23 protein-coding genes and 1 pseudogene are annotated in these 25,462 nt (G+C 68.6%); 13 read left to right on the plus strand and 11 right to left on the minus strand.

The genetic code is table 11. The annotated features are described in order from the left end of the window. The 4 genes and pseudogenes from H3O04_RS14360 to H3O04_RS14375 all read left to right on the plus strand — a co-directional run. A pseudogene (locus tag H3O04_RS14360) lies at positions 1-169 on the plus strand (LysR family transcriptional regulator); the annotation flags it as partial. A gap of 173 nt (positions 170-342) precedes the next feature. Further along, complete coding sequence (locus H3O04_RS14365; RefSeq protein WP_196222401.1) at positions 343-1,275, plus strand: AEC family transporter; 933 nt, start codon at positions 343-345, stop codon at positions 1,273-1,275. A 127-nt stretch (positions 1,276-1,402) separates the two neighbouring features. Continuing rightward, positions 1,403-2,335, plus strand: a complete 933-nt coding sequence (locus H3O04_RS14370; RefSeq protein ID WP_011694730.1) for a DMT family transporter — start codon at positions 1,403-1,405, stop codon at positions 2,333-2,335. 282 nt (positions 2,336-2,617) lie between these two features. Further along, positions 2,618-2,992, plus strand: coding sequence for a COG4315 family predicted lipoprotein (locus H3O04_RS14375; protein WP_006479101.1), 375 nt, complete (start codon positions 2,618-2,620; stop codon positions 2,990-2,992). A gap of 126 nt (positions 2,993-3,118) precedes the next feature. Here the strand turns inward: H3O04_RS14375 and H3O04_RS14380 are convergent, their stop codons facing one another. Together H3O04_RS14380 and H3O04_RS14385 are read right to left on the minus strand one after the other, a co-directional pair. After that, positions 3,119-4,636 carry a CoA-acylating methylmalonate-semialdehyde dehydrogenase gene (locus tag H3O04_RS14380; protein WP_006479102.1) on the minus strand — a complete coding sequence of 506 codons (1,518 nt, stop codon included), beginning with the start codon at positions 4,634-4,636 and terminating at the stop codon, positions 3,119-3,121. 50 nt (positions 4,637-4,686) lie between these two features. Next, positions 4,687-6,042 carry an aspartate aminotransferase family protein gene (locus H3O04_RS14385; RefSeq protein WP_011547771.1) on the minus strand — a complete coding sequence of 452 codons (1,356 nt, stop codon included), beginning with the start codon at positions 6,040-6,042 and terminating at the stop codon, positions 4,687-4,689. A gap of 105 nt (positions 6,043-6,147) precedes the next feature. Between H3O04_RS14385 and H3O04_RS14390 the strand changes: the two genes are divergently transcribed. Then, positions 6,148-7,098, plus strand: coding sequence for a LysR family transcriptional regulator (locus H3O04_RS14390; protein ID WP_202587914.1), 951 nt, complete (start codon positions 6,148-6,150; stop codon positions 7,096-7,098). A 24-nt stretch (positions 7,099-7,122) separates the two neighbouring features. Here the strand turns inward: H3O04_RS14390 and H3O04_RS14395 are convergent, their stop codons facing one another. From H3O04_RS14395 to H3O04_RS14405, 3 genes are read right to left on the minus strand one after another with little or no spacing between them, the layout of a single operon-like run. Next, complete coding sequence (locus H3O04_RS14395; protein ID WP_006479105.1) at positions 7,123-8,364, minus strand: MFS transporter; 1,242 nt, start codon at positions 8,362-8,364, stop codon at positions 7,123-7,125. Next, positions 8,361-8,696, minus strand: a complete 336-nt coding sequence (locus H3O04_RS14400) for a hypothetical protein (RefSeq protein WP_202587915.1) — start codon at positions 8,694-8,696, stop codon at positions 8,361-8,363. The genes H3O04_RS14395 and H3O04_RS14400 overlap by 4 nt, the downstream gene beginning before the upstream one ends. A 37-nt stretch (positions 8,697-8,733) precedes the next feature. Then, positions 8,734-9,222: a MarR family winged helix-turn-helix transcriptional regulator gene (locus H3O04_RS14405; RefSeq protein ID WP_006479107.1), complete on the minus strand. Its 489-nt coding sequence runs from the start codon at positions 9,220-9,222 to the stop codon at positions 8,734-8,736. 150 nt (positions 9,223-9,372) lie between these two features. Between H3O04_RS14405 and H3O04_RS14410 the strand changes: the two genes are divergently transcribed. Next, positions 9,373-9,864: a 2,4'-dihydroxyacetophenone dioxygenase family protein gene (locus tag H3O04_RS14410; RefSeq protein ID WP_006479108.1), complete on the plus strand. Its 492-nt coding sequence runs from the start codon at positions 9,373-9,375 to the stop codon at positions 9,862-9,864. Between the two features lie 107 nt (positions 9,865-9,971). Here the strand turns inward: H3O04_RS14410 and H3O04_RS14415 are convergent, their stop codons facing one another. Both H3O04_RS14415 and H3O04_RS14420 read right to left on the minus strand, forming a co-directional pair. Beyond that, the gene (locus tag H3O04_RS14415; RefSeq protein ID WP_202587916.1) at positions 9,972-11,120 is read right to left on the minus strand and encodes an epoxide hydrolase family protein; all 1,149 of its coding nucleotides are present in this window, start codon (positions 11,118-11,120) and stop codon (positions 9,972-9,974) included. A 78-nt stretch (positions 11,121-11,198) separates the two neighbouring features. Next, on the minus strand, positions 11,199-12,164 hold the full coding sequence (locus H3O04_RS14420; RefSeq protein WP_124476375.1) for a GlxA family transcriptional regulator: 966 nt from the start codon (positions 12,162-12,164) through the stop codon (positions 11,199-11,201). A gap of 141 nt (positions 12,165-12,305) precedes the next feature. Here H3O04_RS14420 and H3O04_RS14425 point away from each other — a divergent pair, with 141 nt between their 5' ends. After that, positions 12,306-13,106, plus strand: coding sequence for an SDR family NAD(P)-dependent oxidoreductase (locus H3O04_RS14425; protein ID WP_006479111.1), 801 nt, complete (start codon positions 12,306-12,308; stop codon positions 13,104-13,106). Here H3O04_RS14425 and H3O04_RS14430 read toward each other — a convergent pair. Both H3O04_RS14430 and H3O04_RS14435 read right to left on the minus strand, forming a co-directional pair. Next, positions 13,103-14,479: an MFS transporter gene (locus H3O04_RS14430; RefSeq protein WP_202587917.1), complete on the minus strand. Its 1,377-nt coding sequence runs from the start codon at positions 14,477-14,479 to the stop codon at positions 13,103-13,105. The genes H3O04_RS14425 and H3O04_RS14430 overlap by 4 nt on opposite strands. A 186-nt stretch (positions 14,480-14,665) precedes the next feature. Beyond that, on the minus strand, positions 14,666-15,625 hold the full coding sequence (locus tag H3O04_RS14435; RefSeq protein ID WP_006482658.1) for an MBL fold metallo-hydrolase: 960 nt from the start codon (positions 15,623-15,625) through the stop codon (positions 14,666-14,668). 178 nt (positions 15,626-15,803) lie between these two features. Here H3O04_RS14435 and H3O04_RS14440 point away from each other — a divergent pair, with 178 nt between their 5' ends. Then, complete coding sequence (locus H3O04_RS14440) at positions 15,804-17,459, plus strand: IclR family transcriptional regulator domain-containing protein (RefSeq protein WP_202587918.1); 1,656 nt, start codon at positions 15,804-15,806, stop codon at positions 17,457-17,459. 231 nt (positions 17,460-17,690) lie between these two features. Continuing rightward, positions 17,691-17,834, plus strand: coding sequence for a hypothetical protein (locus H3O04_RS14445; RefSeq protein ID WP_226134863.1), 144 nt, complete (start codon positions 17,691-17,693; stop codon positions 17,832-17,834). Between the two features lie 439 nt (positions 17,835-18,273). On the opposite strand, the gene H3O04_RS14450 is transcribed toward H3O04_RS14445, so the two are convergent. Then, positions 18,274-18,756, minus strand: coding sequence for an Lrp/AsnC family transcriptional regulator (locus H3O04_RS14450; protein WP_006479115.1), 483 nt, complete (start codon positions 18,754-18,756; stop codon positions 18,274-18,276). Between the two features lie 284 nt (positions 18,757-19,040). On the opposite strand from H3O04_RS14450, the gene H3O04_RS14455 reads away from it, so the two are divergent. The 4 genes from H3O04_RS14455 (at position 19,041) to H3O04_RS14470 (ending at position 23,610) form a co-directional block, all read left to right on the plus strand. Then, positions 19,041-19,697 carry a LysE family translocator gene (locus H3O04_RS14455; RefSeq protein WP_202587919.1) on the plus strand — a complete coding sequence of 219 codons (657 nt, stop codon included), beginning with the start codon at positions 19,041-19,043 and terminating at the stop codon, positions 19,695-19,697. 122 nt (positions 19,698-19,819) lie between these two features. Beyond that, complete coding sequence (gene kch / locus H3O04_RS14460) at positions 19,820-20,995, plus strand: voltage-gated potassium channel protein (protein ID WP_202587920.1); 1,176 nt, start codon at positions 19,820-19,822, stop codon at positions 20,993-20,995. A gap of 61 nt (positions 20,996-21,056) precedes the next feature. Beyond that, positions 21,057-21,488, plus strand: a complete 432-nt coding sequence (locus H3O04_RS14465) for a YqaA family protein (protein ID WP_006479118.1) — start codon at positions 21,057-21,059, stop codon at positions 21,486-21,488. A 139-nt stretch (positions 21,489-21,627) separates the two neighbouring features. Further along, positions 21,628-23,610: a methyl-accepting chemotaxis protein gene (locus H3O04_RS14470; protein ID WP_202587921.1), complete on the plus strand. Its 1,983-nt coding sequence runs from the start codon at positions 21,628-21,630 to the stop codon at positions 23,608-23,610. A 42-nt stretch (positions 23,611-23,652) separates the two neighbouring features. On the opposite strand, the gene H3O04_RS14475 is transcribed toward H3O04_RS14470, so the two are convergent. Further along, positions 23,653-25,305, minus strand: a complete 1,653-nt coding sequence (locus tag H3O04_RS14475) for an acyl-CoA synthetase (RefSeq protein ID WP_006479121.1) — start codon at positions 25,303-25,305, stop codon at positions 23,653-23,655. Positions 25,306-25,462: the final 157 nt, after the last annotated feature.

Here is a 25,462-nt window from a genome sequence, read left to right on the forward strand (position 1 = left end):
CCCCGACGCGACGCTCGCGCGCCTGCCGCCGGTCACGCGCTTGCCGTTCGGCCAGCCGCAGATGGGCCGCGCGGTCGTGCTGCTCGAACACCAGTCGCGTCCGGCCGAACGTTTCGCCCGCGCGCTGGCCGCCGAAGTGACCGCGTCATCGATGAGAATTTCTCATTGAACACCCGATAATTCACCATTATTCCTGTTGCTTGCGCGTGTTAACTTGGCGGCATCGTCATTCTTTCGATTGCATGTCGCCATGTCGCCCGCCGGATGGATTCCCGCGTCGTTCCGCTGCGTTGCCTGCCGGCCGCGCCGGCGCTCCGGCACGACCCGCATGAAGGCGCGCCGATGATCGGCCCGATCCTGCTCGCGCTCGCGCCGGTCGCGCTGCTGGTCGCGTTCGGTCATGGCCTGCGGCGCACCGGCTTCATCGCCGCAGCGTTCTGGCCGCACGCCGAGCGGCTCTGCTACTACGTGCTGCTGCCCGCGCTGTTCGCGGACGGCCTCGCGAATGCGCGGCTGCAATCGTTGCCCGTTTTACCGCTCGCGGCGGCGCTGGTCGGTTCGACCGCATTCGCCGCGGCGCTTCTTCTGCTGGTCCGCCGGTTCGTGCGGGTCGACGGCGCCGGGTTCACGTCGGTGTTCCAGGGCGCCGTGCGTTTCAACAACTATGTCGGCACCGCGCTCGCCGCCGGGCTGTTCGGTGCGAAGGGCATTGCACTCGCGGCCGTCTGCGTCGCGGCGATCGTGCCGACCGTCAACCTGATGTGCGTGCTGGTCTTCGCGCGCTACGGCGACACGCGGCTCGGCGCGGCGGCGCTCGTGCGGCAGATCCTGTCGAATCCGCTCGTCGTCGCCTGCGCGCTCGGGATGGCGATGCAGGCCGGCGGCGTGGCGTTTCCGGCCGCCGTCGAGCCGGCCGTGCGGGCGCTCGGCGCCGCGTCGATGCCGCTCGGCCTGCTGTGCGTGGGCGCGGCGCTGACATTCGATGCGGCCCGCGCATGGTGGCAGCCGGTGTGCGTCGCATCGGCGTTCAAGTTCGTGGCGATGCCGCTCATCACGCTCGCGGCCGGCCGGCTGTTCGGGCTCGGCGATGCGGCGCTGACCGTCGCGCTGCTGTTCCAGGCGCTGCCGACCTCGTCGGCGTCGTACATCATGGCGCGCCAGCTCGGCGGCGACGCGCCGCTGATGGCCGGCATCACCGCGTTCCAGACGATCGCCGCCGCGCTCGCGATGCCGGCCGTGCTCACCGCGCTCGCGTCGGCGCCCGCGTTCCGCTGACGACGCCCGCCCAGCCCCCTTCACTGAATCGGCCCGCAGGCCGGCCATCGCGCGGTTCGGCATCGTTTAGCCGCGCGCGGCCACGCACGCCTCGCGGCACACGCTTCCTTTCGAGATTGCACGCCACATGAATGCTCCCGCCCCGCCCGCCAGCGTCGTCGCCCCCCGGCCGCACGCGGCCATCTACGTGAAGCTCACGCTCGTCGCGCTGTTCTGGGGCGGGACGTTCATCGCAGGCCGGATCCTCGCCGCGACGATGTCCGCGACCTCGGCGGCCACCGGACGCTTCGCGATCGCCGCGCTGCTGCTGGTCGTGCTGACCTGGCAGGTCGAAGGCGGGCTGCCGACACTCAGCGGACGCCAGATCGTGACGACGTTCGGCCTCGGCGCGACCGGCATCTTCCTGTACAACGTGTGTTTTTTCGCGGCGCTCGCGCGGATGCCGGCCGGGCGCACCGCGCTGTTCGTCGCACTGAATCCGGTCGCCACCGCCGTGCTGCTGTCGGTCGTCGTGCGCGAACGCCTGTCGCTGTCGCGTTGGGCCGGCATCGCGGTCGCGCTGTGCGGCGCGCTGATCGTGATCAGCCGCGGCGATTGGCTGCGCGTGCTGACCGATCTCGGCAATACGTTCGGCGCCGGCGAACGCTTCATGCTGTGCGCGGTGCTGAGCTGGGCGGCCTACACCGTGATCGGCCGGCGCGCGCTCGACGGGCTGTCGCCGCTCGCGGCCACCACGTACGCGGCGCTCTGGGGCCTCGCGCTGCTGCTCGTCACGCACCTGTTCGACGCGACGGCGACTGGCGGCACGCCGCTGACGTGGCAGGCCGTCGCATCGATGCTCTATCTCGGCGCCGTCGGCACGGTGATCGCGTTCGTCTGGTATTCGCAGGGCATCCGCCTCCTCGGGCCGGCCCGCGCGGCCGTGTTCACCAACCTGGTGCCGGTGTTCGGCGTGCTGCTGTCGGTCGTGCTGCTCGGCGAGCCGCTGTCGCCGTCGATGCTGGCCGGCGGCGCACTCGTGATCGCGGGCGTCGCACTGACCAATCGCGCGAACCGCTGATGCGTCGGCGTGCGCCGCGTTCGGGGACGGATGCCGAATACGGATGCAGGCGCCCGCCATGCCGTTGCGTGCTGCATACGTCGGGCCGATACGCCCCCCGATCTTCTCGCAGCCCCGCCAAAAACCGCCTATCGTGAATGAAGCGCCCCCGTTTGCCGCCGTTCGACCGTGCGTCGCCCGCCGCGGCAACGGCCTTGCGTTCCGGCGCCATTCACCGCGGTCGTCGCGCACGCTCGCCCGTGCACGCGATCGCGCCCGCCCACCGACTACCAGGAGGCACACATGAAAGCTGCGCTGCTCGTCAGCTCCGTCCTGCTCGCCATGGCGTCCGCCTCGGCCTCGGCCCAAGGTTCGATCACGAAAGTCGAGAACGGCGCGCTCGTCGCCGCCAACGGCATGACCGTCTACGCATTCGACAAGGACAAGCCCAACGCCGGCACCAGCGCCTGCACAGGCCCATGCGAAACCCTCTGGCCGCCGTACAAGGCCAGCGCGACCGACGTACCGGTCGGGCCCTACACGATCGTCAAGCGCGACGACGGCAGCCCGCAATGGGCGTACAAGGGCAAGCCGCTGTACTTCTTCTCGAAGGACATGAAACAGGGCGAGCGCAACGGCGACAACTTCAAGAACGTGTGGCACGTGGTCGCGCCGTAAGCCTGCTTTCGCCGCGCTCCGTGCATTTCGCCAGCACGTAAAAGGCCCGCCCCGATCGTCGATCGGGGCGGGCCTCGGCAGTTCCGCACGTCGCACCGGCCGTATGCAGCCGGTGCGCGCGTCAACTCAGCGGTTCGACGGGAAGCTGAACACCGTCCCTTCGCGCACACCGGCCGACGGCCAGCGCTGCGTGATCGTCTTGCGCTTCGTGTAGAACCGCACCGCGTCCGGGCCATATGCGTGCAGGTCGCCGAACAGCGAACGCTTCCAGCCGCCGAACGAGTGGTACGCGACCGGCACCGGCAGCGGCACGTTGATGCCGACCATGCCGATCTGGATGTTGTCGCTGAAGTAGCGTGCAGCCTCGCCGTCGCGCGTGAACAGGCAGGTGCCGTTGCCGTATTCGTGCGCATCGATCAGCGCCATCGCGTCGTCGAGCGATTTCAGGCGAATCACGCCGAGCACCGGCCCGAAGATCTCGTGCTGGTAGATCGGCATGCCGGGCTTCACGTTGTCGAACAGGCACGGCCCGAGGTAGTAACCGCCGTCGTGGCCGTCGACCTTCACGCCGCGACCGTCGACGACGAGCGTCGCGCCCGCTGCCACGCCCGCTTCGACGAAACCCGTCACCTTCTCGAAATGCTGCTGCGTGACGAGCGGGCCCATGTCGACGCCCGCGCCGTTGCCCGGGCCGACCTTCATCTTCTCGATCTCGGCCTTCAGCCCCGCGACGACCTGGTCGCCCGTTTCGTCACCGATCGCAACGACCAGCGGAATCGCCATGCAGCGCTCGCCGCAGGAGCCGTATGCGGCGCCCATCAGCGCGTTCACCGCGTTGGGAATATCGGCATCCGGCATCACGACCGCGAAGTTTTTCGCGCCGCCGAGCGCCTGCACGCGCTTGCCGTGCGCGCAGCCGGTCGAGTAGATGTATTCGGCGATCGGCGTCGAGCCGACGAAGCTCACGGCCTTCACGCGCGGATCGGTGAGGATCGTGTCGACCGCTTCCTTGTCGCCGTTCACGACGTTCAGCACGCCCGGCGGCAGGCCGGCCTCGAGCGCGAGCTCGGCCATGCGCAGCGTCGACGACGGCGTGCGCTCCGACGGTTTCAGCACGAACGTGTTGCCGCACGCGACGGCCATCGGCCACATCCACAGCGGCACCATCACCGGGAAGTTGAACGGCGTGATGCCGGCGGCGACGCCAAGCGCCTGGAACTCGCTCCACGAATCGATCGCCGGGCCGACGTTCTTGCTGTGCTCGCCTTTCAGCAACTCGGGCACATAGGTCGCGTACTCGACGTTCTCGATCCCGCGCTGCAGTTCGCCCATCGCATCGGCGAGCACCTTGCCGTGCTCGGCCGTGATCAGCGCGCACAGCTCGTCGGCATGCTCTTCCAGCAGCGTCTTGAAGCGGCTCATCACGCGCGCGCGCTTCAGCGGCGGCGTGTTGCGCCACGCCGGGAACGCGGCCTGCGCGGATGCGATCGCGGCTTCGACGGTCAGCTTGTCGGCGAGCGCGACGCTCTTGCGCGATTCGCCGGTCGCCGGGTCGAACACCGGCTGGACGCGGCTGCCGCCGTCGACGCGCTTGCCGTCGATCAGGTGGCCGACGGTGGAGGTCACATTGCTGTCGTGTTTCATGTCTGGGGCTCTTTCCTGAATTCGGTTGTCGCGTGAGGACGAGCGATCGCTCAGTCCACTTCGTTCAGTGCGTCGGACAGCGCGTTGACCAGGTTGTCGATCTCGCGCTTCTCGGCGATGAACGGCGGCGCGAGCTGGATCGTGTCGCCGCCGTAGCGCACGTAGAAGCCCTTAGCCCAGCAGCGCATCGCGATCTCGTACGGGCGCCGTGCCGGCTCGCCCGGCAATGCGGCGATCGTCAGGCCGGCCGCCAGCCCGTAGTTGCGGATGTCCGCGACGTGACGCTGGCCCTTCAGCCCGTGCACGGCCGCCTCGAAATGCGGCGCGAGATCGCGCACGCGGGCCACCGCGTCTTCCTTCACCAGCAGGTCGAGCGCCGCGACGCCGGCCGCGCACGCGACCGGATGCGCCGAATACGTGTAGCCGTGCGGGAACTCGAGCATGTACTCGGGGCCCCCCGCGGCCATGAACGTGTCGTAGATCTCCTTCGTCGCGATCACGCCGCCGAGCGGCTGCACGCCGTTCGTCACCTGCTTCGCGAAGTTCATGATGTCCGGCACCACGCCGAATGCGTCGGCGCCCGTCATCGCGCCGGCCCGGCCGAAGCCCGTGATGACCTCGTCGAAGATCAGCAGGATGTCGTGCGCGGTACAGATGTCGCGCAGGCGCTTCAGATAGCCCTTCGGCGGCACGACGACGCCCGCCGAGCCGGAGAACGGCTCGACGATCACGGCCGCGATGTTCGACGCGTCGTGCAGCGCGATCAGTTCCAGCAGGCGGTCGGCCAGCTCGGCGCCGTGCTCGGGCATGCCGCGCGAGAACTTGTTCTCGGCCAGTTGCGTATGCGGCAGGAAATCGGCGTCGAGGCCCTGCCCGAACAGCTTGCGGTTCGGCCCGATCCCGCCGACCGAGATGCCGCCGAAATTCACGCCGTGATACCCCTTCTCGCGGCCGATCAGGCGCGTCTTGGTGCCCTTGCCTTTCGCGCGCCAGTACGCGCGGGCCAGCTTCAGCGACGTGTCGGCCGCTTCCGAGCCCGAGCCCGTGAAGAACACGTAGTCGAGGCCGGCCGGCGTCAGTTCCTTGATCTTGTTGGCGAGCTCGAACGATTTCGGATGGCCGAACTGGAACGCCGGCGCGTAGTCGAGCTGTGCGACCTGGCGGCTCACGGCTTCGACGATTTCCGTGCGGCCGTGACCGAGGCCCGTGCACCAGAGGCCCGACAGGCCGTCGAAAATCTTGCGGCCTTCGGCGTCGGTGTAGTACGCGCCCTTGCCGGACACGATCAGCCGCGGATCGGCCTTGAACTGGCGGTTGGCGGTGAACGGCATCCAGTGCGCATCGAGCCATGCGGCGTCGGTGCGGAGGTTCGTGTCGTCGTGCTGGGCGGTGGTGATGTCGGTCATGTCGGTCGGCGCGGCGCGCCCCTCCTCCTCGGTTTGATGTTGCGCATTGTCGGGACGCCAATTAGTCTTTTGAATATCGCAATATCAATGTTCACTTGCTCAAATATGCAAGCAAAGAAACCGAAGAGCCGCGCGTTGCTCGGACAGCTCAGCGACATGGATCTGCGCCTGCTGCGGGTCTTCAAGGGCGTCGTGCAGTGCGGCGGGATGGCGGCGGCCGAACTGGAACTGAATATCGGCATCTCGACGATCAGCCGGCACGTGAAGGATCTGGAAACGCGGCTTGGCCTCGTGCTGTGCCGGCGCGGCCGCGCGGGCTTCACGCTGACGCCCGAGGGGCAGACGGTGTACGAGGAAACATTGAGGCTGCTCGCGTCGATGGAAGCATTTCGCAGCAGGATCGACGGCATTCACGACACGATGGGCGGAGAACTTCACATCGCCGTATTCGACAAGACGGCCACCAACCCGCATGCGCACCTGGGCGACGCGATCCGCCAATTCGCGGACGAAGCGCCCGCCGTCGCGCTGAACCTGCACGTCGCGTCGATCAACGAGGTCGAGCGCGGCGTGATCGACGGCAGCTACCAGGTCGGGATCATTCCCGCGCACCGCAACTCGGGCAGCCTCGTGTATTCGGCGCTGTTCGACGAACGGATGCTGCTCTACTGCGGCCGCCAGCATCCGCTGTTCGACGCGCCGCACGGCAAGCTCACGTGGACGACGGTCCGCAACCACGCGTTCGCCGGGCTCGGCTTCCATTCGCCGAACATGGAGCTGAGCCATCGCGCGAAGCTCACGCGCAGCGCGACCGCGTCGGACCAGGAATCGATCGCGACGCTGATTCTGTCGGGCCGCTATCTCGGCTTCCTGCCCGATCACTACGCGGAGAGTTTCGAAAACAAGGGGCTGATGCAGCCGATCGCGCCGCACCGGTTCAATTACCGGTGCCGGTTCGTGAGCCTGCTGCGGCGCTCGCCGCGGCCGTCGCGGGCCGCGCTGCTGTTCCAGTCGTGCCTCGAAGCCGCGCATGCGGGGACGCTGCCGGCGGCATAGCGGCGGCTTCCGGTTCGGGTTCGTTCAGGCCCCGTCGTCGGATGCGCGGGGCTGCGCCCGCTTGCGCGTGACGAAATGGGTCGCGACGAGCGCCGCGGCAAAGCCGGACGCCGCGCCGAGGCCGAGCGCCCAGCGCGGGCCGAGATGGTTCGCGACCCAGCCGGCCACCGGCGCGCCGATCGGCGTGCCGCCCAATGCGACCGCGAGACGCAGCGCCATCACGCGGCCGCGCATCGCCGGCTCGGTGGAAAGCTGCATCAGGCTGTTGGTCGAGTTCATGAAGGTGATCGCGGCGACGCCGGTCAGCACCAGCGCGGCGGCGAACGACCAGTAGCCGGGCGCCAGCGCGGCGAACGCGCAGCCGAGCCCGAACAGCGCCGCGCCGATCCACAGATGACGGAAACGCGGCTGCTCGCGGCGCGCGGCGAGCAGCGCGCCCGAGATCGTGCCGACCGCCATCATCGACGACAGGAAACCGAACCCGCGCGCATCGACGTGAAACACGCTGGCGGCCATCGTCGAAATGAACAACTGGAAATTCAGCCCGAACGTGCCGATCAGGAACAGCATCACGAGGATGGCTGTGAGGTCCGGCCGGCGCCACACGTAGCGGAATCCGTCTAGCAGGCTGCCGCGCGAGCGGCTTGCCCGCACATTGGTGCGCAGTTCGTCCTCCCGAAGCCGCGACAGCGACGCCAGCACCGCGAAGAAGCTGAGCCCGTTCGCGAGAAACGCCCAGCCGGTGCCGACCGACGCGATCAGGAAGCCGGCCGCCGCCGGGCCGACCATCCGCGCGGCATTGAACGACGTCGAGTTGAGCGCGACCGCATTCGCGAGTTCGCGGTCGCCGACCAGTTCCGCGACGAAAGTCTGCCGCACCGGCGCGTCGAACGCCGACGCGCAGCCGAACAGGAACGCGAACACATACACGTGCTCGAGCCGCACCGCGCCGGTGACCGTCAGCACGCCGAGCACGAGCGCCAGCGCGCCCATCAGCGCCTGCGTCGCCATCAGCAGCTTGCGCTGGTCGAAGCGGTCGGCCGCGTAGCCGGTCCACGGCAACAGCAGCAATTGCGGCCCGAACTGCAGCGCCATCACCGTGCCGACCGCAGACGCGTCGTGATGCGTGAGCTGCGTGAGGACGAGCCAGTCCTGCGCGGTGCGCTGAATCCACGTGCCGATGTTCGACACCAGCGAGCCGATCGCCCATACGCGGTAGTTGAAGCTGCGAAGCGAGCGGAACACGCCCGCTGCCGGCACGCTCACGGCCGCTCCCGGTCGGGCTCGTTGCCGCCGTGCAGTGCGCCGAAATGCCGCGCGAGGAACAGGCCGAGCGCGAGGATGCCGAGGCCGAACGCCGCCGCGTCGGCCGTGACCTTCAGGTCGAAATCGCCGGCCCGGCGCATGAGCGCATAGGCAATCACGAGTTTCACGACGCCCCATAGCACGTTCACGGTGGACGACGACAGCCCGCGGCCGGGCGGTTTCGCGAACGGCGTCTGGAACGGCTCGCCACGCAGCCCGCTGACGAGATGCGGCACGGCGTTCGCGAGAAACGCGCCGCCGAAGAAGTACGACACGAGGTGCAGGAGGTTCATTTGCCGGTTGTCCTTTTGGCTAGCGGGCCGGAGCGGTTCACGAACGCGCCGGGTCCTCGAATTCGGCGAGCCGCTGCAGCAGCTTCACGGCCGCCGCGAGCTCGGCCTGCTCCGCCGCCGACAGTTGCGCATGCAGCGCGCGGAACAGCCAGTCGTCCTTGGCCGCGCGGTTGGCTTGCAGCACCTTGCGGAAACCGGGCGTGAGCGCGATCAGCGTCTGCCGGCCGTCGGTGGGATCGGGCGCGCCGGCGACCGCGCCGAGCGCCTCGAGCGTGGCGACCGTCACCCGCATCGACTGCGGGCGCACGCTTTCGGCACGCGCCAGCGCCGATACCGTCGCCGGGCCGTCGCGATCGAGCCGCAGCAACACCGATTTCTGCGAGGACGTGAGGTCGTTCGGATGGGTCTGCTCCCGCATCCGCCGCATCAGCTTGCCGACCGAGATGCGGAGTTCGCCGGCGAGACCGGCCAGCGGGAGGGTGTCGGGGGAAGACGATGGCGAGTTCATGAATTCAAGATAGCACATCGACAGTCAAACTGTACAGTTTGACTGTATATTTCATCGTATCAGGATCGGGCGGCCACGCATGCTTTCGGCGCGACGCCGCCCCCCTGTTCGGCCACGCATTCCGCTCTGCGATAATGCGGGCTTCCCGTTTCCGCACCGCCTTCCGCCATGACGCAGCCGTCCGCCCCGCTCTCCACCGACCTGCCGCCGATCTCGTGCCTGCCCGGCGACGCGCTGCCGTGGCTACCGATGAGCGCCGACCTGCCGGGGCTCGCGATCAAGTACCTGCACATCAATGCGGCCGAGGACACGCTGACCGCGCTGCTGAAGATGCCGGCCGGCGGCATGCTGCCGCGCCATCGTCACGATGGCGAGGTATTCGTCCATACGCTGCAGGGTGCGTGGCGCTACCGCGAATACGACTGGGTCGCGCACGCCGGTTCGACGGTGCTCGAACCGGCCGGCTCGGTACATACGCCGGAAACGCTCGGCGCGCCGGGCGAGGATGTGATCACGCTGAACGTGATGCGCGGCGACCTCGTGCTGCTCGACGACGACGGCCGCGAAACGGCGCGCGAGAACTGCCGCGTCGCGCTGCTGCGCCAGCGCAAGCATGCGCGTACGGCGCCGGATGCGGCCACGGCGTTCGTCACGCGGTAACTACGCGGCAAGACAGGCGACGCGACGCGCATCGTGCCGCTCTCGTCAACTCCGTCGCGCGCGAGCGTCCTCCGCCATACGTTTCCGCTTCCAGGCTTGCCCGCCCGTTATCGAAAACGCCTGAAAAACCGTCGAATATCGTCGGCCAGCAGATCCGGCTCTTCCATCGCCGCGAAATGGCCGCCGCTCGGCATGTCGGTCCACTGCACCACGTCGAATACGCGTTCGAGCCAACTGCGCGGCGGACGGCTGATTTCCTTCGGGAAGCGCGCGAAGCCGACGGGCACCGCCAGGCGTTGCCCGGGCGCAAACCGCATCGGCTGCAGCCGGTTCTCCCAGTACATCTGCATCGACGAGCCGATGCAGCCGGTAAACCAGTAGAGCGAGATGCTCGTCAGCAGCGTGTCGTGCGAAAAACGGCGCGCGACGTCGCCGTCGCAATCGCTCCACGCACGGAATTTCTCGCCGATCCACGCGGCCAGCCCGAGCGGCGAATCGTTGAGCGCGACGGCTAGCGTCTGCGGCTTCGTCATGTGGACGTACGCGTACCCGCCTTCCAGCGCTGCCCACTCGCCGCGCTGCGTCAGGAACGCCTGCTCGTCGTCGGTCAGCGGCCGCGCCGCGTCGATCGGCGGGTCGTAGCTGCCGGGCAGGTAGTTCAGATGGATGCCGTCGACCACGCCCTCATGCCGCGCGCCGAGCGCGACCGACACGCCCGCGCCCAGATCGCCGCCCTGCGCGCCGAATCGCGGGTAGCCCAGGCCGGCCATCAATGCCGCCCAGCAGTCGGCGACCTGGAGCGCCGACGTGCCGGGCGCCGCCGGCGCGGGAGAAAACAGGAAGCCGGGCAGCGACGGCGCGACGATGTCGAAGGCGTCGGCCGGATCGCCGCCGAACGCGGCCGGATCGCACAGGCGATCGATCAGCGCATGGAATTCGAATGCGGAACCCGGCCAGCCGTGCGTGACGACGAGCGGATAGGGTTTCGGGCCGGTGCCGCGCCGATGCACGAAATGCACGCGCCGGCCGCCGACGTCCGCGACGAACTGCGGCAGCCGGTTCAGCGCGCGTTCCGCTGCACGCCAATCGAAACCGTCGGCCCAGTACGCGGCCAGTTCGCGCAGCCACGCGCCGTTGACGCCCTGCTGCCACGGCTCGGCGGGCGTCAGGTTGGGCGGGCGGGTGTCGCGCACGCGCCGCCGCAAATCGTCGAGCGCTTGATCGGGTATCGCAATGTCGAACGGTTCGGCGTGCATCGTGTCTCCTCGCGAAACATGTCGACGAGATTCTGCGCGATTTTTCCGCCCCGCGCTGGCGGCAGGCGGCCGCGCGCGTCAGCCCGTTTCGCGCGCGTCCGTCTCCGTCCGTGCGTCGCGCCGCAACGCCTGCGGCGGCACGCCGAACCCGCGCACGAACGCCTCGCGCATGTGCCGGCGGTCGCGAAAACCGTTCTCCCTTGCGATCACGTCGAGCGGATGGCGGCTCTGTTCGATCATCAGCCGCGCCGCTTCGAGCCGCAGCCGCTCGATCGCCTTCGCCGGCGACTGCCCGGTTTCGAGCGTAAACACGCGGCTGAACTGGCGCGGGCTCAGGTGCACGGCCTCGGCGAGTTCCTCGACGGTCAGCGCACGACCGAGATTCCGCCGCGCGTAATCGAGCGCGCTCTGGATCCGGTCGGATTTCGGCGCGAGATCGAGCATTTCCGAATGCTGCGACTGGCCGCCGGCGCGGCGCTGATGCATCACCAGCTTGCGCGCGACCGACCGCGCGACGTCGGCGCCGAGATCCTTTTCCACCATCGCGAGCGCGAGATCGAGGCCGGCCGTCATCCCGGCCGACGTCCAGATCGGGCCGTCGACGATGAAGATCCGGTCGTCCTCGACGCGAATCTCCGGATAGTGCCGCTGCATGTCGCGGCCGAACGCCCAGTGCGTGGTCGCGCGACGCTGTGCGAGCAGCCCGGCCTCGGCCAGCACGAACGCGCCCGTGCAGATGCCGGCGATCCGCCGCGCCCGCCCGTTCGCGCGACGCAGGTAGGCAACCACGCCGGCCGGCGCCGGCGCGGCGAGCGGGTCGTTGACGCCCGCGACGATCCACGTGTCGACGTCGAGCCGGCCGCGCAGCGCGCGCGTGGCGACCGGCAGCCCGAGCGACGAGCGCACGTCGCCGCCGTCGACCGAATAGTTGTCCATCGCGTAGAACGGCGCGTCCATCCCCATGTTCGCGTACTCGAACACCGACTGCGCGGCGAGCGCCATGATCTGGAAGCCGTCGCTGATCAGAAAGCCGATTCGGTGCATGTGCGTTCTCCGCTTCCGTGTCGATCGGGCCGATGGGCCCGATGTCCGGAATCATACCCATCTACGTCATTTGTGTCGCCGCGCTTCGAGGCCAGAATGCCTTCACGCCATCCGGCCATTCTCACCGAAACGGAGCACATCATGACGCAAGCACATCGCGGTACCGCCCTCATTACCGGCGCGTCGTCGGGCATCGGCGCCGTCTACGCGGACCGCCTCGCGCGCCGCGGCTACGACCTGATCCTGGTCGCGCGCAACCGCGACCGGCTGAGCGCCCTCGCCGAGCGCATCACGAACGACACGCAGCGCAGCGTCGAGATCGTCGACGCGGACCTCAACGACCGCGCGGCGCTCGTCGCCGTCGAAGCCAAGCTGAAACAGGACGCGAGCATCACGCTGCTCGTCAACAACGCGGGCATCGGCACGCATGCGCCGCTGCTCGACAGCGACGTCGACGCGATGACGCGGATGATCGACCTGAACGTGACCGCGCTCACGCGCCTGACCTATGCGGCCGTGCCCGGTTTCGTCGCACGCGGCCGCGGCGCGGTGATCAACATTGCGTCGATCGTCGCGATCTCGCCGGAAACGCTGAACGGCGTGTACGGCGGCAGCAAGGCGTTCGTGCTCGCGTTCAGCCAGTCGCTGCATCACGAGCTCGCCGACAAGGGCGTGCAGGTACAGGCCGTGCTGCCCGGCGCGACGGCCACCGAGTTCTGGCAGACGGGCGGCCTGCCGCTCGAGCACCTGCCGAAGGAAATCGTGATGACGGCGCCGGACCTGGTCGATGCGGCGCTGGTCGGGTTCGAGCGCGGCGAGCTCGTGACGATCCCGTCGCTGCACGCGGGCGACGAATGGGACGCGTACGAGGCCGCGCGCCGCACGATGGCGCCGCATTTGTCGGCCAATACGCCCGCGCCGCGCTACACCGCGGCGCGCTAGTTGCCGGCGGAGGCCGCGCCGCGCCGCGCGCCTTCGCCCTTCACGCCGACCATCAGCGCCACGCCGCTCGCCACCAGCAGCGCGGCCAGCAGATAGACGGCGAGATCCATGCTGCCCGTGCGCGTGCGGATCATCCCGATCACCCACGGGCTGACGATGCCGCTCGTGATCCCGATGCTGCTGATCAACGCGATCCCGGCCGCGGCCGCGTTGCCGGACAGGTAGCGGGTCGGCACGGCCCAGAAGATCGGCAGCGCGGCGAAGATCAGCGTCGCCGCGATCGACAGGCACGCGAGCATCGCCGCGAAGCTGTGCAGGTGCAGCGTCAGCGCAGCGAGCGCGAGCCCGCCGCCGATCGTGCAGCATGCGAAGTGCTTGCGGCGCTCGCCGGTGCGGTCCGAGCGCCGCGCGATCAGCACCAGCCCCACCGCGCCCACCGCATTCGGTACGACCGTGTAGAGGCTCACGGCGACGACGTCGGTCACGCCGAAGTCGCGGATCATCAGCGGCATCCAGAAGTTGAGCGTCAGCGACGCGCAGGTCAGCGAGAAATAGATGAACGCGAACAGGTACACGCGCGGGTTCGCGAGCGCGGCCATCACGCTGCGTCCGTCGTGCGCATTGCCGTGTGCGCGGCCTTCGGCGCACAGCACGGCGACGCGCGCCTTTTCGTCGGACGTGAGCCACGCGGCGTCCTGCGGCCGGTCGACGAGGAACGAGAACGCGGCGAACGCGAGCAGGATCGCCGGCGCCCCTTCGATCGCGAACATCCACTGCCAGCCGTGCAGCCCGAGCACGTCGCTCATGTCGCGCATGATCCAGCCCGACAACAAGCCGCCGAGCACGCCGGCCACCGCGACGCCCGCGAAGAACACCGAGATCGCCGCCGCCCGCCGGTTCGCGGGGAACCAGTAGGTCAGGTACAGCACGATGCCGGGGAAGAAGCCGGCCTCGAACACGCCGAGCAGGAAGCGCAGCACGTAGAAATGCGACGGCTGCGACACGAACATCATCCCGGTCGACGCGAGGCCCCACAGCAGCATGATCCGCGTGAACGTGCGGCGCGCGCCGAACCGCGCGAGCAGCATGTTGCTCGGCACTTCGCAGCACACGTAGCCGACGTAGAACACCGCGGCGCCGAGGCCGTACATCGCATCGCTGAAGCCGAGATCGTGCTTCATCTGCAACTGCGCGAAGCCGATATTGATGCGGTCGAGGAACGACACGACGTAGCAGAGGAACAGGAACGGGACGATCCGCCACGCGATCTTGCGGAACAGCAGCGCGTCGCTGAATGCGGATTCGGATGCGGAAGTCGGCGCCGACGCGCTCGCGTGCGCGAGCGTCGCTTCGGCGGGAAGCGATTGGGGCATGTCTCTCTCCAAACGGACCGCGCGATGTCGAGCGCGCGGCAGTCTCCGAGGGCGTGCATGCGCCCTGCATTCTTGTGAGACCGGATACGGTCGCCGGCACCGCGGCGCGATGCCGCCGCGAATGCCGCGACCTTCAGGGAAACGGCAAGGCGATCATGTGTGCGCCGCCCCGCCGCCGTGGGCCGCTCAGTCCTGCAGCGCGGCCCACATGTCCTTGTCCCGCTGCGCGGTCCAGATGCGCGGATGCGCGATGCCGCTCGCCTCATCGAACGCGCGCGACACGTCGAACGGCAGACAGTGCTCGTAGATGAACACGTGGCCGAACTTCGGGTCCATCGCTTCGCGCGTGAGCGCCATCGCGGCCTTCAGGTCGAGATTGCGCTCGACGGCCTTGCGGCCCTGCGCGAGCAGCGTCGTGACGAAATCCTTCGTGTAGTCGAGGCCCTTGTTCACCTCAGCCGGATTCAGCAGCGCGGGGCCGCGGCCCGGCACGAGCTTCTCGGCGCCGAGCGCGCGCAACGCCTCGAGCGTGGCCGGCCACTGTTCGAGCTGCGCGTCGCCGCAATAGCACGCGGCGTCGTATTCGACGAGGTCGCCCGAGAACAGCACCTTCTGCGACGGCAGCCAGACGATCGTGTCGCCCTTCGTATGGCCCGAGCCGACGTGCATGATCTTCACCTCGAGCTTGCCGAGGAACAGCGTGATCTCGCGCTCGAACACGAGCGTCGGCCAGGTCAGGCCGGGCACCGTCTCGACGCCGGCGAACAGGCGCGGGAAGCGCTCGATCTCCGACTTCATGTCGGCCTCGCCGCGCTCGACGATCATCTCGTACGTACCGCGGCTCGCGATCACGTGCTGCGCGCCTTCGTCGAAGTACGCGGACGCGCCGAGCACGCGCACCGCGTGATAGTGCGACAGCACCACGTGCTTGATCGGCTTGTCGGTCACGCTGCGGATCTTCGCGATCAGGTCCTGAGCCATCGCGGGCGTCGCGGTCGTGTCGACGATCAGCACGCTGTCGTCGCCGATGATCACGCCCGAGTTCGGGTCGCCTTCGGCTGTGTACGCGTACGCGTTCTCGGACAGCTTCGTCCAGGTGACTTTCTTCTCTTCCAGATCGGCTTGGGAGGCGAATGCTTTGGCCATTGTGCGTTCCGTGGCTGCGAGCCATGTGTTGAGGGGGAGTGAGCGGATCATCGGTCTGCGTCGAATATTTGTCAATGACAAATGTGCTTGCTATTGTCCAATACGGGTAAACGTGTGGGCTGGCGCTCAAAATGGCGTCGGATACCATGCGGGGTTTCGTCAACGGAAGAATCATCGCGTGCAGAACCACGAAGTCAGCGCGGACGATGCGCCGCCCAAGGCGCAGCGCGGCATCCAGAGTGTCGAGGTCGGCGGCCGGCTGCTCGACGCGCTCGCGCGCCGGCGCAAGCCGCTCGGGCTGTCGGAACTGGCCGCGGCGGCCGATCTCTCCACCGCGCAGGCGCACACCTATCTCGTGAGCCTGACGCGGCTCGCGCTCGTGAAGCGGGACGCGATCACCGGCAACTACGAGCCGGGCCCGCTGTCGCTGCGGCTCGGGCTGATGTCGATCGAACGCCAGCCGGCCTACCGGGCGACGCTGCCGCATGCGGTGCGGCTCGCGGAAACGGTCGGGCTGAGCGTCGCGCTGTCGGTGCCGGGCGTGCTCGGCCCGACGATCGTGCGCATCGAGCACGGCGGCTATCCGTTGCACGTGAACCTGCACGTCGGTTCGGTGATGTCGCTCGACACCACGGCGACCGGCCGCGTGTTCCGCGCGTTCGGCGACGCCGCGCAACTCGATGCGATGGCGGCCAACCAAGCAGGTGCGGGCGAGACGCTTGCCGGCGCCGAAAACCAGTCGGCCGCGCCGGACGCCGATGCGCAACCCGTCGAACTCGATGCGATCCGCGCACGCGGCATCGAACGCAGCATCGACCGGCCGAGCCCGGGCGTCAGCGGGATGTGCGTGCCCGTGCTCGATCCGCACGGGCGCCTGCAGCTCGCGTTGACGGTGATCGGTTCGACGGGATCGATCGATGTCGACTGGGACGGCCCGATCGCGGCGGCGTTGCGCGACGCGGCGCGGCAGGCCACCGCGTCGCTCGGCGCGGCGCGTGCGGAACCGGCGCCCGCGCCGGCGGTGGCGCCGGGCGTCGCACGCGTACCGCCCGCGCTGGCCGACGACGCGAAAACGCAGCGCGGAATCAATGCGCTCGACAGCACCGGCGACTTGCTGCTCGCGCTGGTGTCGGCGGGCCGCGCGCTGCCGCTGCGCGATCTCGCGACGGCGGCCGGCATGCCGGCCGCGAAGGCATTTCCGCATCTGGTCAGCCTGCAGAAGATCGGCCTGCTGAGCCGCGACGACGCCGGCTGCTTCGATGGCGGGCCGCTCGCGCAGGCGCTCGGCCTGATCGCGATGCAGCGCGTGTCGCCGACGCGCGACGCGGAAGCCGAGATCGTCGCGCTCGCCGGCGCGACCGACATGAGCGTGGCCGCCGCGACGCTCGGCCCGCTCGGGCCGACCGTGATCCGGCTCGAGGAATCGGCGCGGCCGCAGCACGTGAGCCTGCAGGTCGGCACCGTGATGTCGCTCGTCAATACGGCGATCGGCCGGATTTTCGCGTCCGGCATGTCCGACGACGTGCTGGCCGACTTGCTCGCCAACGAGCCCGTGCGCCTCGCCGGCGCGCCCGTCGCACCGGATGACGCGGCCTTCCGCTCGCGGCTCGCGGCGATCCGCGCGGACGAGCTCGATTTCGCGTTCGACGCGCCGGTGCCGGGCATCGGGACGATTGCCGCACCCTTGTTCGATCACACCGGCAGCATCCGGCTCGTGATCGCGATCATCGGCTCGTCGCGCGGCTTCCCGCGCGGGCCGGACAGCGAGCTGGCGCAAACGCTGCGGGCCGCAACGCGGCGGCTGTCGTGGCGCTTCGGGTGGATCGGCCGGTAATCGGGCCCTTTTCCCAACTTACGTTCGATTCCCTTTCTTTCTCCCCGCGAGGCCGTGCCGGCACGGCCTCGTCACGCCTAGTCGACACGTCCGGGAAGCCAATATTCATGTTGCGTAGCAGCAACATAAATTGTCAGTAATTCTCATATAACGAAATCGCATTTCACAAAGCGAGTTCGCTTCGCTATGATTAGGGTTATCCCTAACTCGCCACCTATATGGGGCTTCGTCATGCAAACGTCTAATGTCTCCGATCGTTCCACCCAATCCACTGGCTGGCTCGCGCGTGTTGGCGAGCTGCTGGCGGAAGCCTGGGCACTGCACCTCGAGAACTGCGAAGTCATCGCTGAAGCACACGCGCGCCTGCCGCGCTGAGTGGGCTGGACCGGCGGCCAGATCGCCGGTCGCCTGATCCCCTTGTCCTGACGCGCGCCGACAGCGGCTGTTGCGCCGGGCACCGGGCGATCGCGCCTGTCAGATAGCAAGAAGCCGGGCTCGTCCCGGCCGAATACCCTCGCCGCGTGGCGAGCGTTTCAAGATCGTCTCGAGGCCGTGTTTCAGGCCGATACCGGCGCCGATTCATGCGTCTCGGCGCGGATGGCTATAAGTCAGGTTGTCTGGGCATGCAGCCATTTCCGGCCAGCGCGCGATTACGCCCAGCCATCGCCGACGGAAGATTCATCCGTTTTTGTGTGCCCGCCGGCCATTTCTCTCGCGAGCCTTCCGCGCCGGCCGTTCACCGGTTTCCTTCGCACCCGCGCTGTTACCGCACGCATTGCCGTTTCAACGGCGGCCGCGCCCCCGTCTCTCCCCGTCACACCTGAATCGAGGGCACATCCTTCATGCACCGCAGCGCGAACATCGAACGGCTGTGGCGGATGCTCGAGATCCTGTACAGCTTTTCGCGCAGGAAGCGTTCGTAGCCCGCCGTGCCGTCCACCGCGACCTTGATCCAGTAGTCGTACTCGCCCGACACCAGATACGCCTCGAGCACCTCCGGCAGCGCCGCCAGTTCAGCGCCGAAGCGCGCCAGTGCGTCGTCTTCATGGCGATCGAGCGTGACTTCGAGGATCACGATGTCCGCGTAGCCGAGCTTGCGCTGGTTGACCAGCGCGACATAGCCGTCGATGTAGCCGTCGAGTTCGAGTTGCCGCGTGCGGTTCCAGCAGGCGGTGGTCGACATGCCGATCTGTTCGGCCAGTTCGGCGTTCGACAGGCGCGCATTTTTCTGCAATGCACCCAGGATCTTGCGGTCTTGATTGTCGAGCGTTTTGGGCGTGCGTTCGCGGGTAGCCATGGCGAGAAGAATCTTCTACTGAAAATCGGCATTCTATCTGAACAGGATTCCGGTTTCAGGGGCGTTTTACTGGAAAACAGGAAGCCTTTTAACCGGGCCGCTTGATACATTTTCTCCATGCCTGCTGTCCGGCACGCTCCCCGCGACCACCCCTCGCAACGGAACGCACGGCCGCAATCACGAGTTGCGGTGCCGGCCGGCAGACATGCGATTCCCCGCCGCCCGCACGCCCATCCGACCGCGTGCGGGGCCGGTGCCTGCCTCCCCGCTCTTGCCCGTCCGTCATGTCGTTCAAGCTTTATCTGTCGTTCCTCGCTGCTTCCGTCGTCCTCATCTACGCGCCCGGCCCCGTCAACCTGCTCACGATGAACCAGGCGTTGCGCACCGGTTGGCGCCGCGCGCTACCGTGCGTCTGGGGCGGCACGCTCGCCGTGCTGCTGCAACTCGCGCTGACCGCGCTGTGCCTCAACTCGCTGGTCCACCTCGACGAGCATGCCCTGACCGTGCTGCGCTGGGCCGGCGCCGCGTATCTCGTCTGGCTCGGCGGCAAGCAATGGCTGAGCCGCACGCCGGCCGGTGCGGCCGCGGCGCCGGCCGAGACCGACGCAGGAACGGCCATCGCCGCGCCGCACGCCGACTCCGGACGCGCGCTGTTCTGGCGCGGCGTCGCGACTTCCGGGCTGAATCCGAAGACGCTGCTGTTCTTTCCGTCGTTCTTTCCGCAGTTCATCAGCCCGAATGCCGACTGGAGCCTGAACCTTCAATACCTGCTGCTCGCCGCGACGTTCGCGCTGCTGTTCGCGGGCGGCGTCGCATCGATGGCGCTGTTCTCGCACCGGCTGAGCCGCGCGCTGCAGCGGCCGGCACGGATGCGCGCGATGAACCGCGTGACGGGCGGGCTGCTCGTCGGGATGGGCGCGATCATGGTCGGCTGGAACTGAACGGCCGCGCGAACGGGCTGCGTTGGCGCCGCTGCCAGGCCCCTCGAAAAAGCAGCCGGGCGCCGAATGCTTTAGGGTAGCGCCTGGTTCGTTGGACATGCCCGGGCCTGCCGGGCGACTGAATGAAGCACGTCACCTCCCGCCTGCGGCGCCTGTTCGCGCCGATCGGCCTGCACTGGTATCTCGCCCTCCTGCTTGCGCTCGATGCGCTCATGGTGCTGCGCCCCGTCGTCGAGCACGCGCGGCTCGGTCTGCACCGCGCGTGGCTCGCCGATGCGCTGAATCTCGTCGACAACATGGGGCTCGTCGTGCTGCCGCAGGTGGTGGTCGCGGCCGGCCTCGCGACGATGGCCATCGGCATCGTCCTGCGCGCCCGCGTCGCGTGGGTGTTGTCGATCCTGCTGCTGGTCGCGGCCGCCGCAATCAGCGTGCTCGGCGGCTATCGCAGCCACGCGGTGTTCGTCTATACGGCCGTGCTGGTCGTCGCGCTGCTGTACTACTGGCGGCACTTCGATCGCACGAGCGTGGCCGCCAGCAGCCTGTTCGCGTTGCTGAGCATCGTGTCGCTGCTGATCTACGCCACTTTCGGCGTGCTCTATCTCGGCGACGAGTTCACGCCGCCCGTCCACGATCTCGCCACCGCCGTCTATTTCTCGATCGTGTCGATGTCGACCGTCGGCTACGGCGACATCGTGCCGCACGCGCCGACCGCGCGCCTGTTCACCGCATCGGTGATCGTGCTCGGCATCACGGTGTTCGCGACGTCGATCAGCGCGGTCGTCGGCCCGGTGATCGGCGGCAATCTGAAACGGATCGTCAAGGGAGGCATTTCGAACGTGATCCGCAAGCATCATTTCCTGATCGTCGGCGCGACACCCGTCGCGCATGCGGTGCACGACGGGCTGCGCAAGCGCGGCTACGCGGTGACCGTCGTCGTGCCGGCCGGCGTCGAGCACAACTATCCGGCGGCGACCGACCTGATCGTCGGCGATGCGACCGACCATGCGGTGCTGGAAAGCGCCGGCGCGGCGACCGCGCGCGCGGTGCTCGCGCTGCGCTCGGACGACGCCGAAAACGCGTTCATCATCCTCGCGATCCGCGAGATCGCGCCGTCGGTGCGCACGGTCGCGCTCGTGAACCAGCAGCGCAACCTCGAACGGCTGCGGCTGTTGAAGCCCGACATGGTGTTCTCGCCGCAGCAGCTCGCGGGCGAACTGCTCGCCAGCACGCTCAACGACGAACCGGTCGACAAGTCGATGATCTCGCACCTGCTGTTCGGCACGACGGATGCCGCGTGAGATCGTGAGCCGATGACCGCGTGACCGGGGCCGGCCGCCGCACGGCCGGTACAATCGCGCGATGTCCGAATTGCTCACTTACGGCGGCCTGTTCGCCGTGTCGATGGTCGCCGCGACCCTGTTGCCGCTCCAGTCCGAAGCCGTGCTCGCCGGCCTGCTGCTCGCCGGACGCGAACCCGTGTGGGCGCTGGTGCTGGTCGCGAGCGTCGGCAACGTCGCCGGCTCGGCGATCAACTGGGCGCTCGGCCGCGGCATCGAGCACTTTCGCGAGCGCCGCTGGTTTCCGGTCAAGCCGTCCGCGCTCGCGCGCGCCGAGCGCTGGTACGCACGCTACGGCCGCTGGTCGCTGCTGCTGAGCTGGGCGCCGGTGATCGGCGATCCGCTGACGATGATCGCCGGCGTGCTGCGCGAGCCGCTGCCGACCTTTCTCGCGATCGTGACGATCGCGAAAGTCGGCCGCTATCTGGCCGTCGCGTGGCTCGTCATGCACTGACCCTCGCTTCCCCTTCGCCCGCCTGCGGGCCCGTGATCCGCGACATCCGCTAAAGATTTCGCGAAAGTTGCCGTATTAACGGGACCACGAGCGGTGACGCGTGCGTTCCGCCTCCTCTCACTCCCACTCAGGATGTCTCATGAGAATGACCCAATTGGGCCGAGTGAGCGTCGGCGCGCGTCTGGCCGCGCTGGCGTGCGCGCTCGTCGCCCTGCTGTTTACCGTGTTCGCGTGGACCCTCGCCCATTTCGCCGGCCAGCAGCTCGCCGATGAAGCGCATAAGCGGATCGACGACAAGGAGCAGTCGATCCGCGCGATGGTCGACCTGTTCGACAAGGCGTTGACCGCCGAAGCCAACCGCTCGATGTCGCTGTTCGCGAGTTTCCTGCCGGCCGATTTCTCGCTCGATCCGGCGCGCACCGTCGATATCGGCGGCGTGGCCGCGCCGACCCTGCTCGCGGGCGGCCAGCCGCTCGACCTCGACTACTCGATTCCCGACCAGTTCCTGAAGAAAAGCGGCGCGATCGCGACGATCTTCGCGCGCGACGGCGACGATTTCGTGCGCATCACGACCTCGCTGAAGAAGCAGGACGGCGCGCGCGCGGTCGGCACCAAGCTCGACCGCGCCGGCCCCGCGTATGCGCCGCTCGTCGCCGGGCGCAGCTACACGGGCCTCGCGAAGCTGTTCGGCCGGTCGTACATCACGCAGTACAAGCCGGTGACCGACGCGACCGGCCGCGTGATCGGCGCGCTGTTCGTCGGCCTCGACATCGGCGCCGAGCTCAAGCTCGTCGAGGACGGCATCCGTGCGCTGAAGATCGGCGACAACGGCTACTACTTCGTGCTCGATGCGTCGCCGGGCCCGTCGCGCGGCACCTTCGTCGTGCATCCCGATGCGGCCGGCCAGCGTGCCGACGACACGCGCGCCCCCTACGCGCAGATGCTCGCGACGGCCCAGGGCCGGCTCGCGTACACGTCGACCGACCCCGCCGCGCACGACGCCGGGCCGACCGCGAAATTCGTGTCGTTCACGACGATTCCGCAGTGGCAATGGCTCGTCGGCGGGATCGCGCTCGACGACGAGCTGCTGGCCACCATGCGCGCCACCCGCAACCGCTTCCTGATGATCGGCGCCGTGCTCGTCGCGGCGTTCGCGACGCTGTTCGTCATCGTCGTGCGGCGCGTGGTGAGCCGGCCGCTGGAAGCCGCCGCCCGCGCGTCCGAGCGCTATGCGGCGGGCGATCTCAGCGTGCGCATCCGCGACGGCGCGGCCGCGCACGGCAGCGCGGGCAACGACGAGATCGGCCGGCTCGTGCAGGCGGTCGACGGGATCGGCGACGGCCTCGCGCGGATCGTCGCGCAAGTGCGCAACGGTGCGGCCGACATCGCGCACGGCACGGTCGGCATCGCGGCCGGCAGCGGCGACATCGCCGCGCGGATCGCGACGCAGGCCAGCAGCGTCGAACAGACGGCCGCCAGCATGGAGCAGATCACCGCCGCCGTGCAGCAGAGCGCCGAGCATGCGGCGCAGGCCAACGCGCTGGTCGCGGATGCGTCGGCCGCCGCGACGAACGGCGACGCCGCGGTGCAGCGCGTGGTCGCGACGATGGACGACATCGGCCGCGCGACGCGCCGGATCGCCGAGATCACCGGCGCGATCGAAGGCATCGCGTTCCAGACCAACATCCTCGCGCTGAACGCGGCCGTCGAGGCCGCCCGCGCGGGCGAACACGGCAAGGGCTTCGCGGTGGTCGCGGCCGAGGTGCGCGCGCTCGCGCAGCGCAGCGCGGCCGCGGTCAAGGAGATCGACGCGCTGAGCGCCGAATCGTCGACGACCGTCGAACAGGGTTACCGGATCGCGGACGCCGCGCGCGGCACGATGCGCGACATCGTCGCGCGGGTCGACCAGGTGCGCACGCTGATCGGCGAGATCAGCGCCGCGTCGCGCGAACAATCGACCGGCATCGAGCAGGTGAACCTGGCCGTCACGCAGATCGGCGAAGCAACGCAGCAGAATGCGATGCTGATCTCGGACGCCGAGCGCGCGGCCGTCGCGTTGCGCGAGCAGGCCGCGCAACTGTCGGACGCGGTCAGCGTGTTCCGGCTCGCACGCGACGCGTGACGAACGCCGGACGACGAACGATCGGCCGCGGCCGGGCCTCGACTACTTCTTGTCGCCCGCCAGGTCGATCGCCTTGTCCGAGCCGACCGCATTACGCAACTGGAACTTCTGGATCTTGCCGGTCGAGGTCTTCGGCAGCTCGCCGAAGCGCACGGCCTTCGGCACCTTGAAGCCCGCGAGCAGTTGCCGGCAGTGCGCGACGATCTCTTCCTCGGTCGCGCTCGCGCCTTCGCGCAGCTCGACGAACGCGCACGGCACCTCGCCCCATTTCGGGTCGGGCATCGCGACGACGGCCGCCACGGCCACCGCCGGATGCCGGTACAGCGCGTCCTCGACCTCGATGCTCGAGATGTTCTCGCCGCCCGAGATGATGATGTCCTTCTTGCGATCCTTGATCCGGATATAGCCGTCCGGCATCAGCACCGCGAGATCGCCGGTATGGAACCAGCCGCCGTGGAACGCCTCGTCGGTCGCCTTCGGGTTCTTCAGGTAGCCCTTCATGCAGATGTTGCCGCGGAACATGATCTCGCCGAGCGTTTCGCCGTCGGCCGGCACCGGCGTCATCGTGTCGGGATCGAGCACCGTCGCGCCGGCCTCGAGGTGGTAGCGCACGCCCTGGCGCGCATTCAGCCGCGCGCGCTCCTCGTCGGACACGGCGTCCCAGTGCGCCTGCTTCGCGCAGACGGTCGCCGGGCCGTAGACCTCGGTCAGCCCGTACACGTGCAGCAGGTCGAAGCCGATCTCCTTCATCTTCGCGATCACGGCCGGCGCGGGGGCCGCGCCCGCGACCATCGCGTGCACCGTGTGGTCGATCCCCGCGCGCAGCTCGGCCGGCGCGTTCGCGATCGCGCTCTGCACGATCGGCGCGCCGCAGTAATGCGTGATGCGCTCGCGGCGAATCAGGTCGAACACGGTCTTCGCGTCGAACTTGCGCAGGCACACGTTCACGCCCGCGCGCGCCGCGACGGCCCACGGGAAACACCAGCCGTTGCAGTGGAACATCGGCAGCGTCCACAGATACACCGCGTGCTTCGGCATGTCCCATTCGAGGATGTTGCTGATCGCCGCGAGATACGCGCCGCGATGGTGATAGACGACGCCCTTCGGGTCGCCGGTCGTGCCCGACGTGTAGTTCAGCGCGATCGCCTCCCATTCGTCGGCGGGCGGCGTCCATGCGTAGTCGGGGTCGCCGCCGGCCACGAACGCCTCGTAGTCGGTCGCGCCCGCGAAGCGGTCGGGGTCGGCCGGCAGCGCGTCGGCCACGCTGACGATCTTCAGGCCCGGCACCTCGAGCGCCGCGCGCTGCGCGATCTCCGCGTATTCGGTGTCGACGATCAGCACCTTCGCCTCGCCGTGACGCAGCATGAACAGCACCGACGATGCGTCGAGCCGCGTGTTGATCGTGTTCAGCACGGCGCCGGCCATCGGCACGCCGAAGTGCGCCTCGACCATCGCCGGGATGTTCGGCAGCAGCGCCGCGACCGTGTCGCCGCGCCCGACCCCGGCCTGCGCGAGCGCGCTCGCCAGCTGCTTCGCGCGGGTGCAGGTCTCGCCCCACGTGCGCCGCACGTCGCCGTGCACGATCGCGAGGCGCTCGCCGTAGACTTCGGCCGCCCGGATCAGGAAATCGATCGGGGTGAGCGGCACGTAATTGGCATCGCGGCGGCCGAGCCCGGCCTCGAACATCTGCGTCATGATCCTGTCTCCCGTGTTCTGTCCACCGGGGCGCATGCACCCCGGATCGTTTTGATGTGGTTCAATTGCCGACAGCCTAACGGGCGCTATTGTGAGCCGTCTGTCATCGAAACGACAGAGTGCCGCTCGAGCGCTGCGCGTTATCCCTATCCTCGCA

This window comes from Burkholderia sp. KCJ3K979 (assembly GCF_016759955.1).
GTDB lineage: Bacteria > Pseudomonadota > Gammaproteobacteria > Burkholderiales > Burkholderiaceae > Burkholderia > Burkholderia orbicola.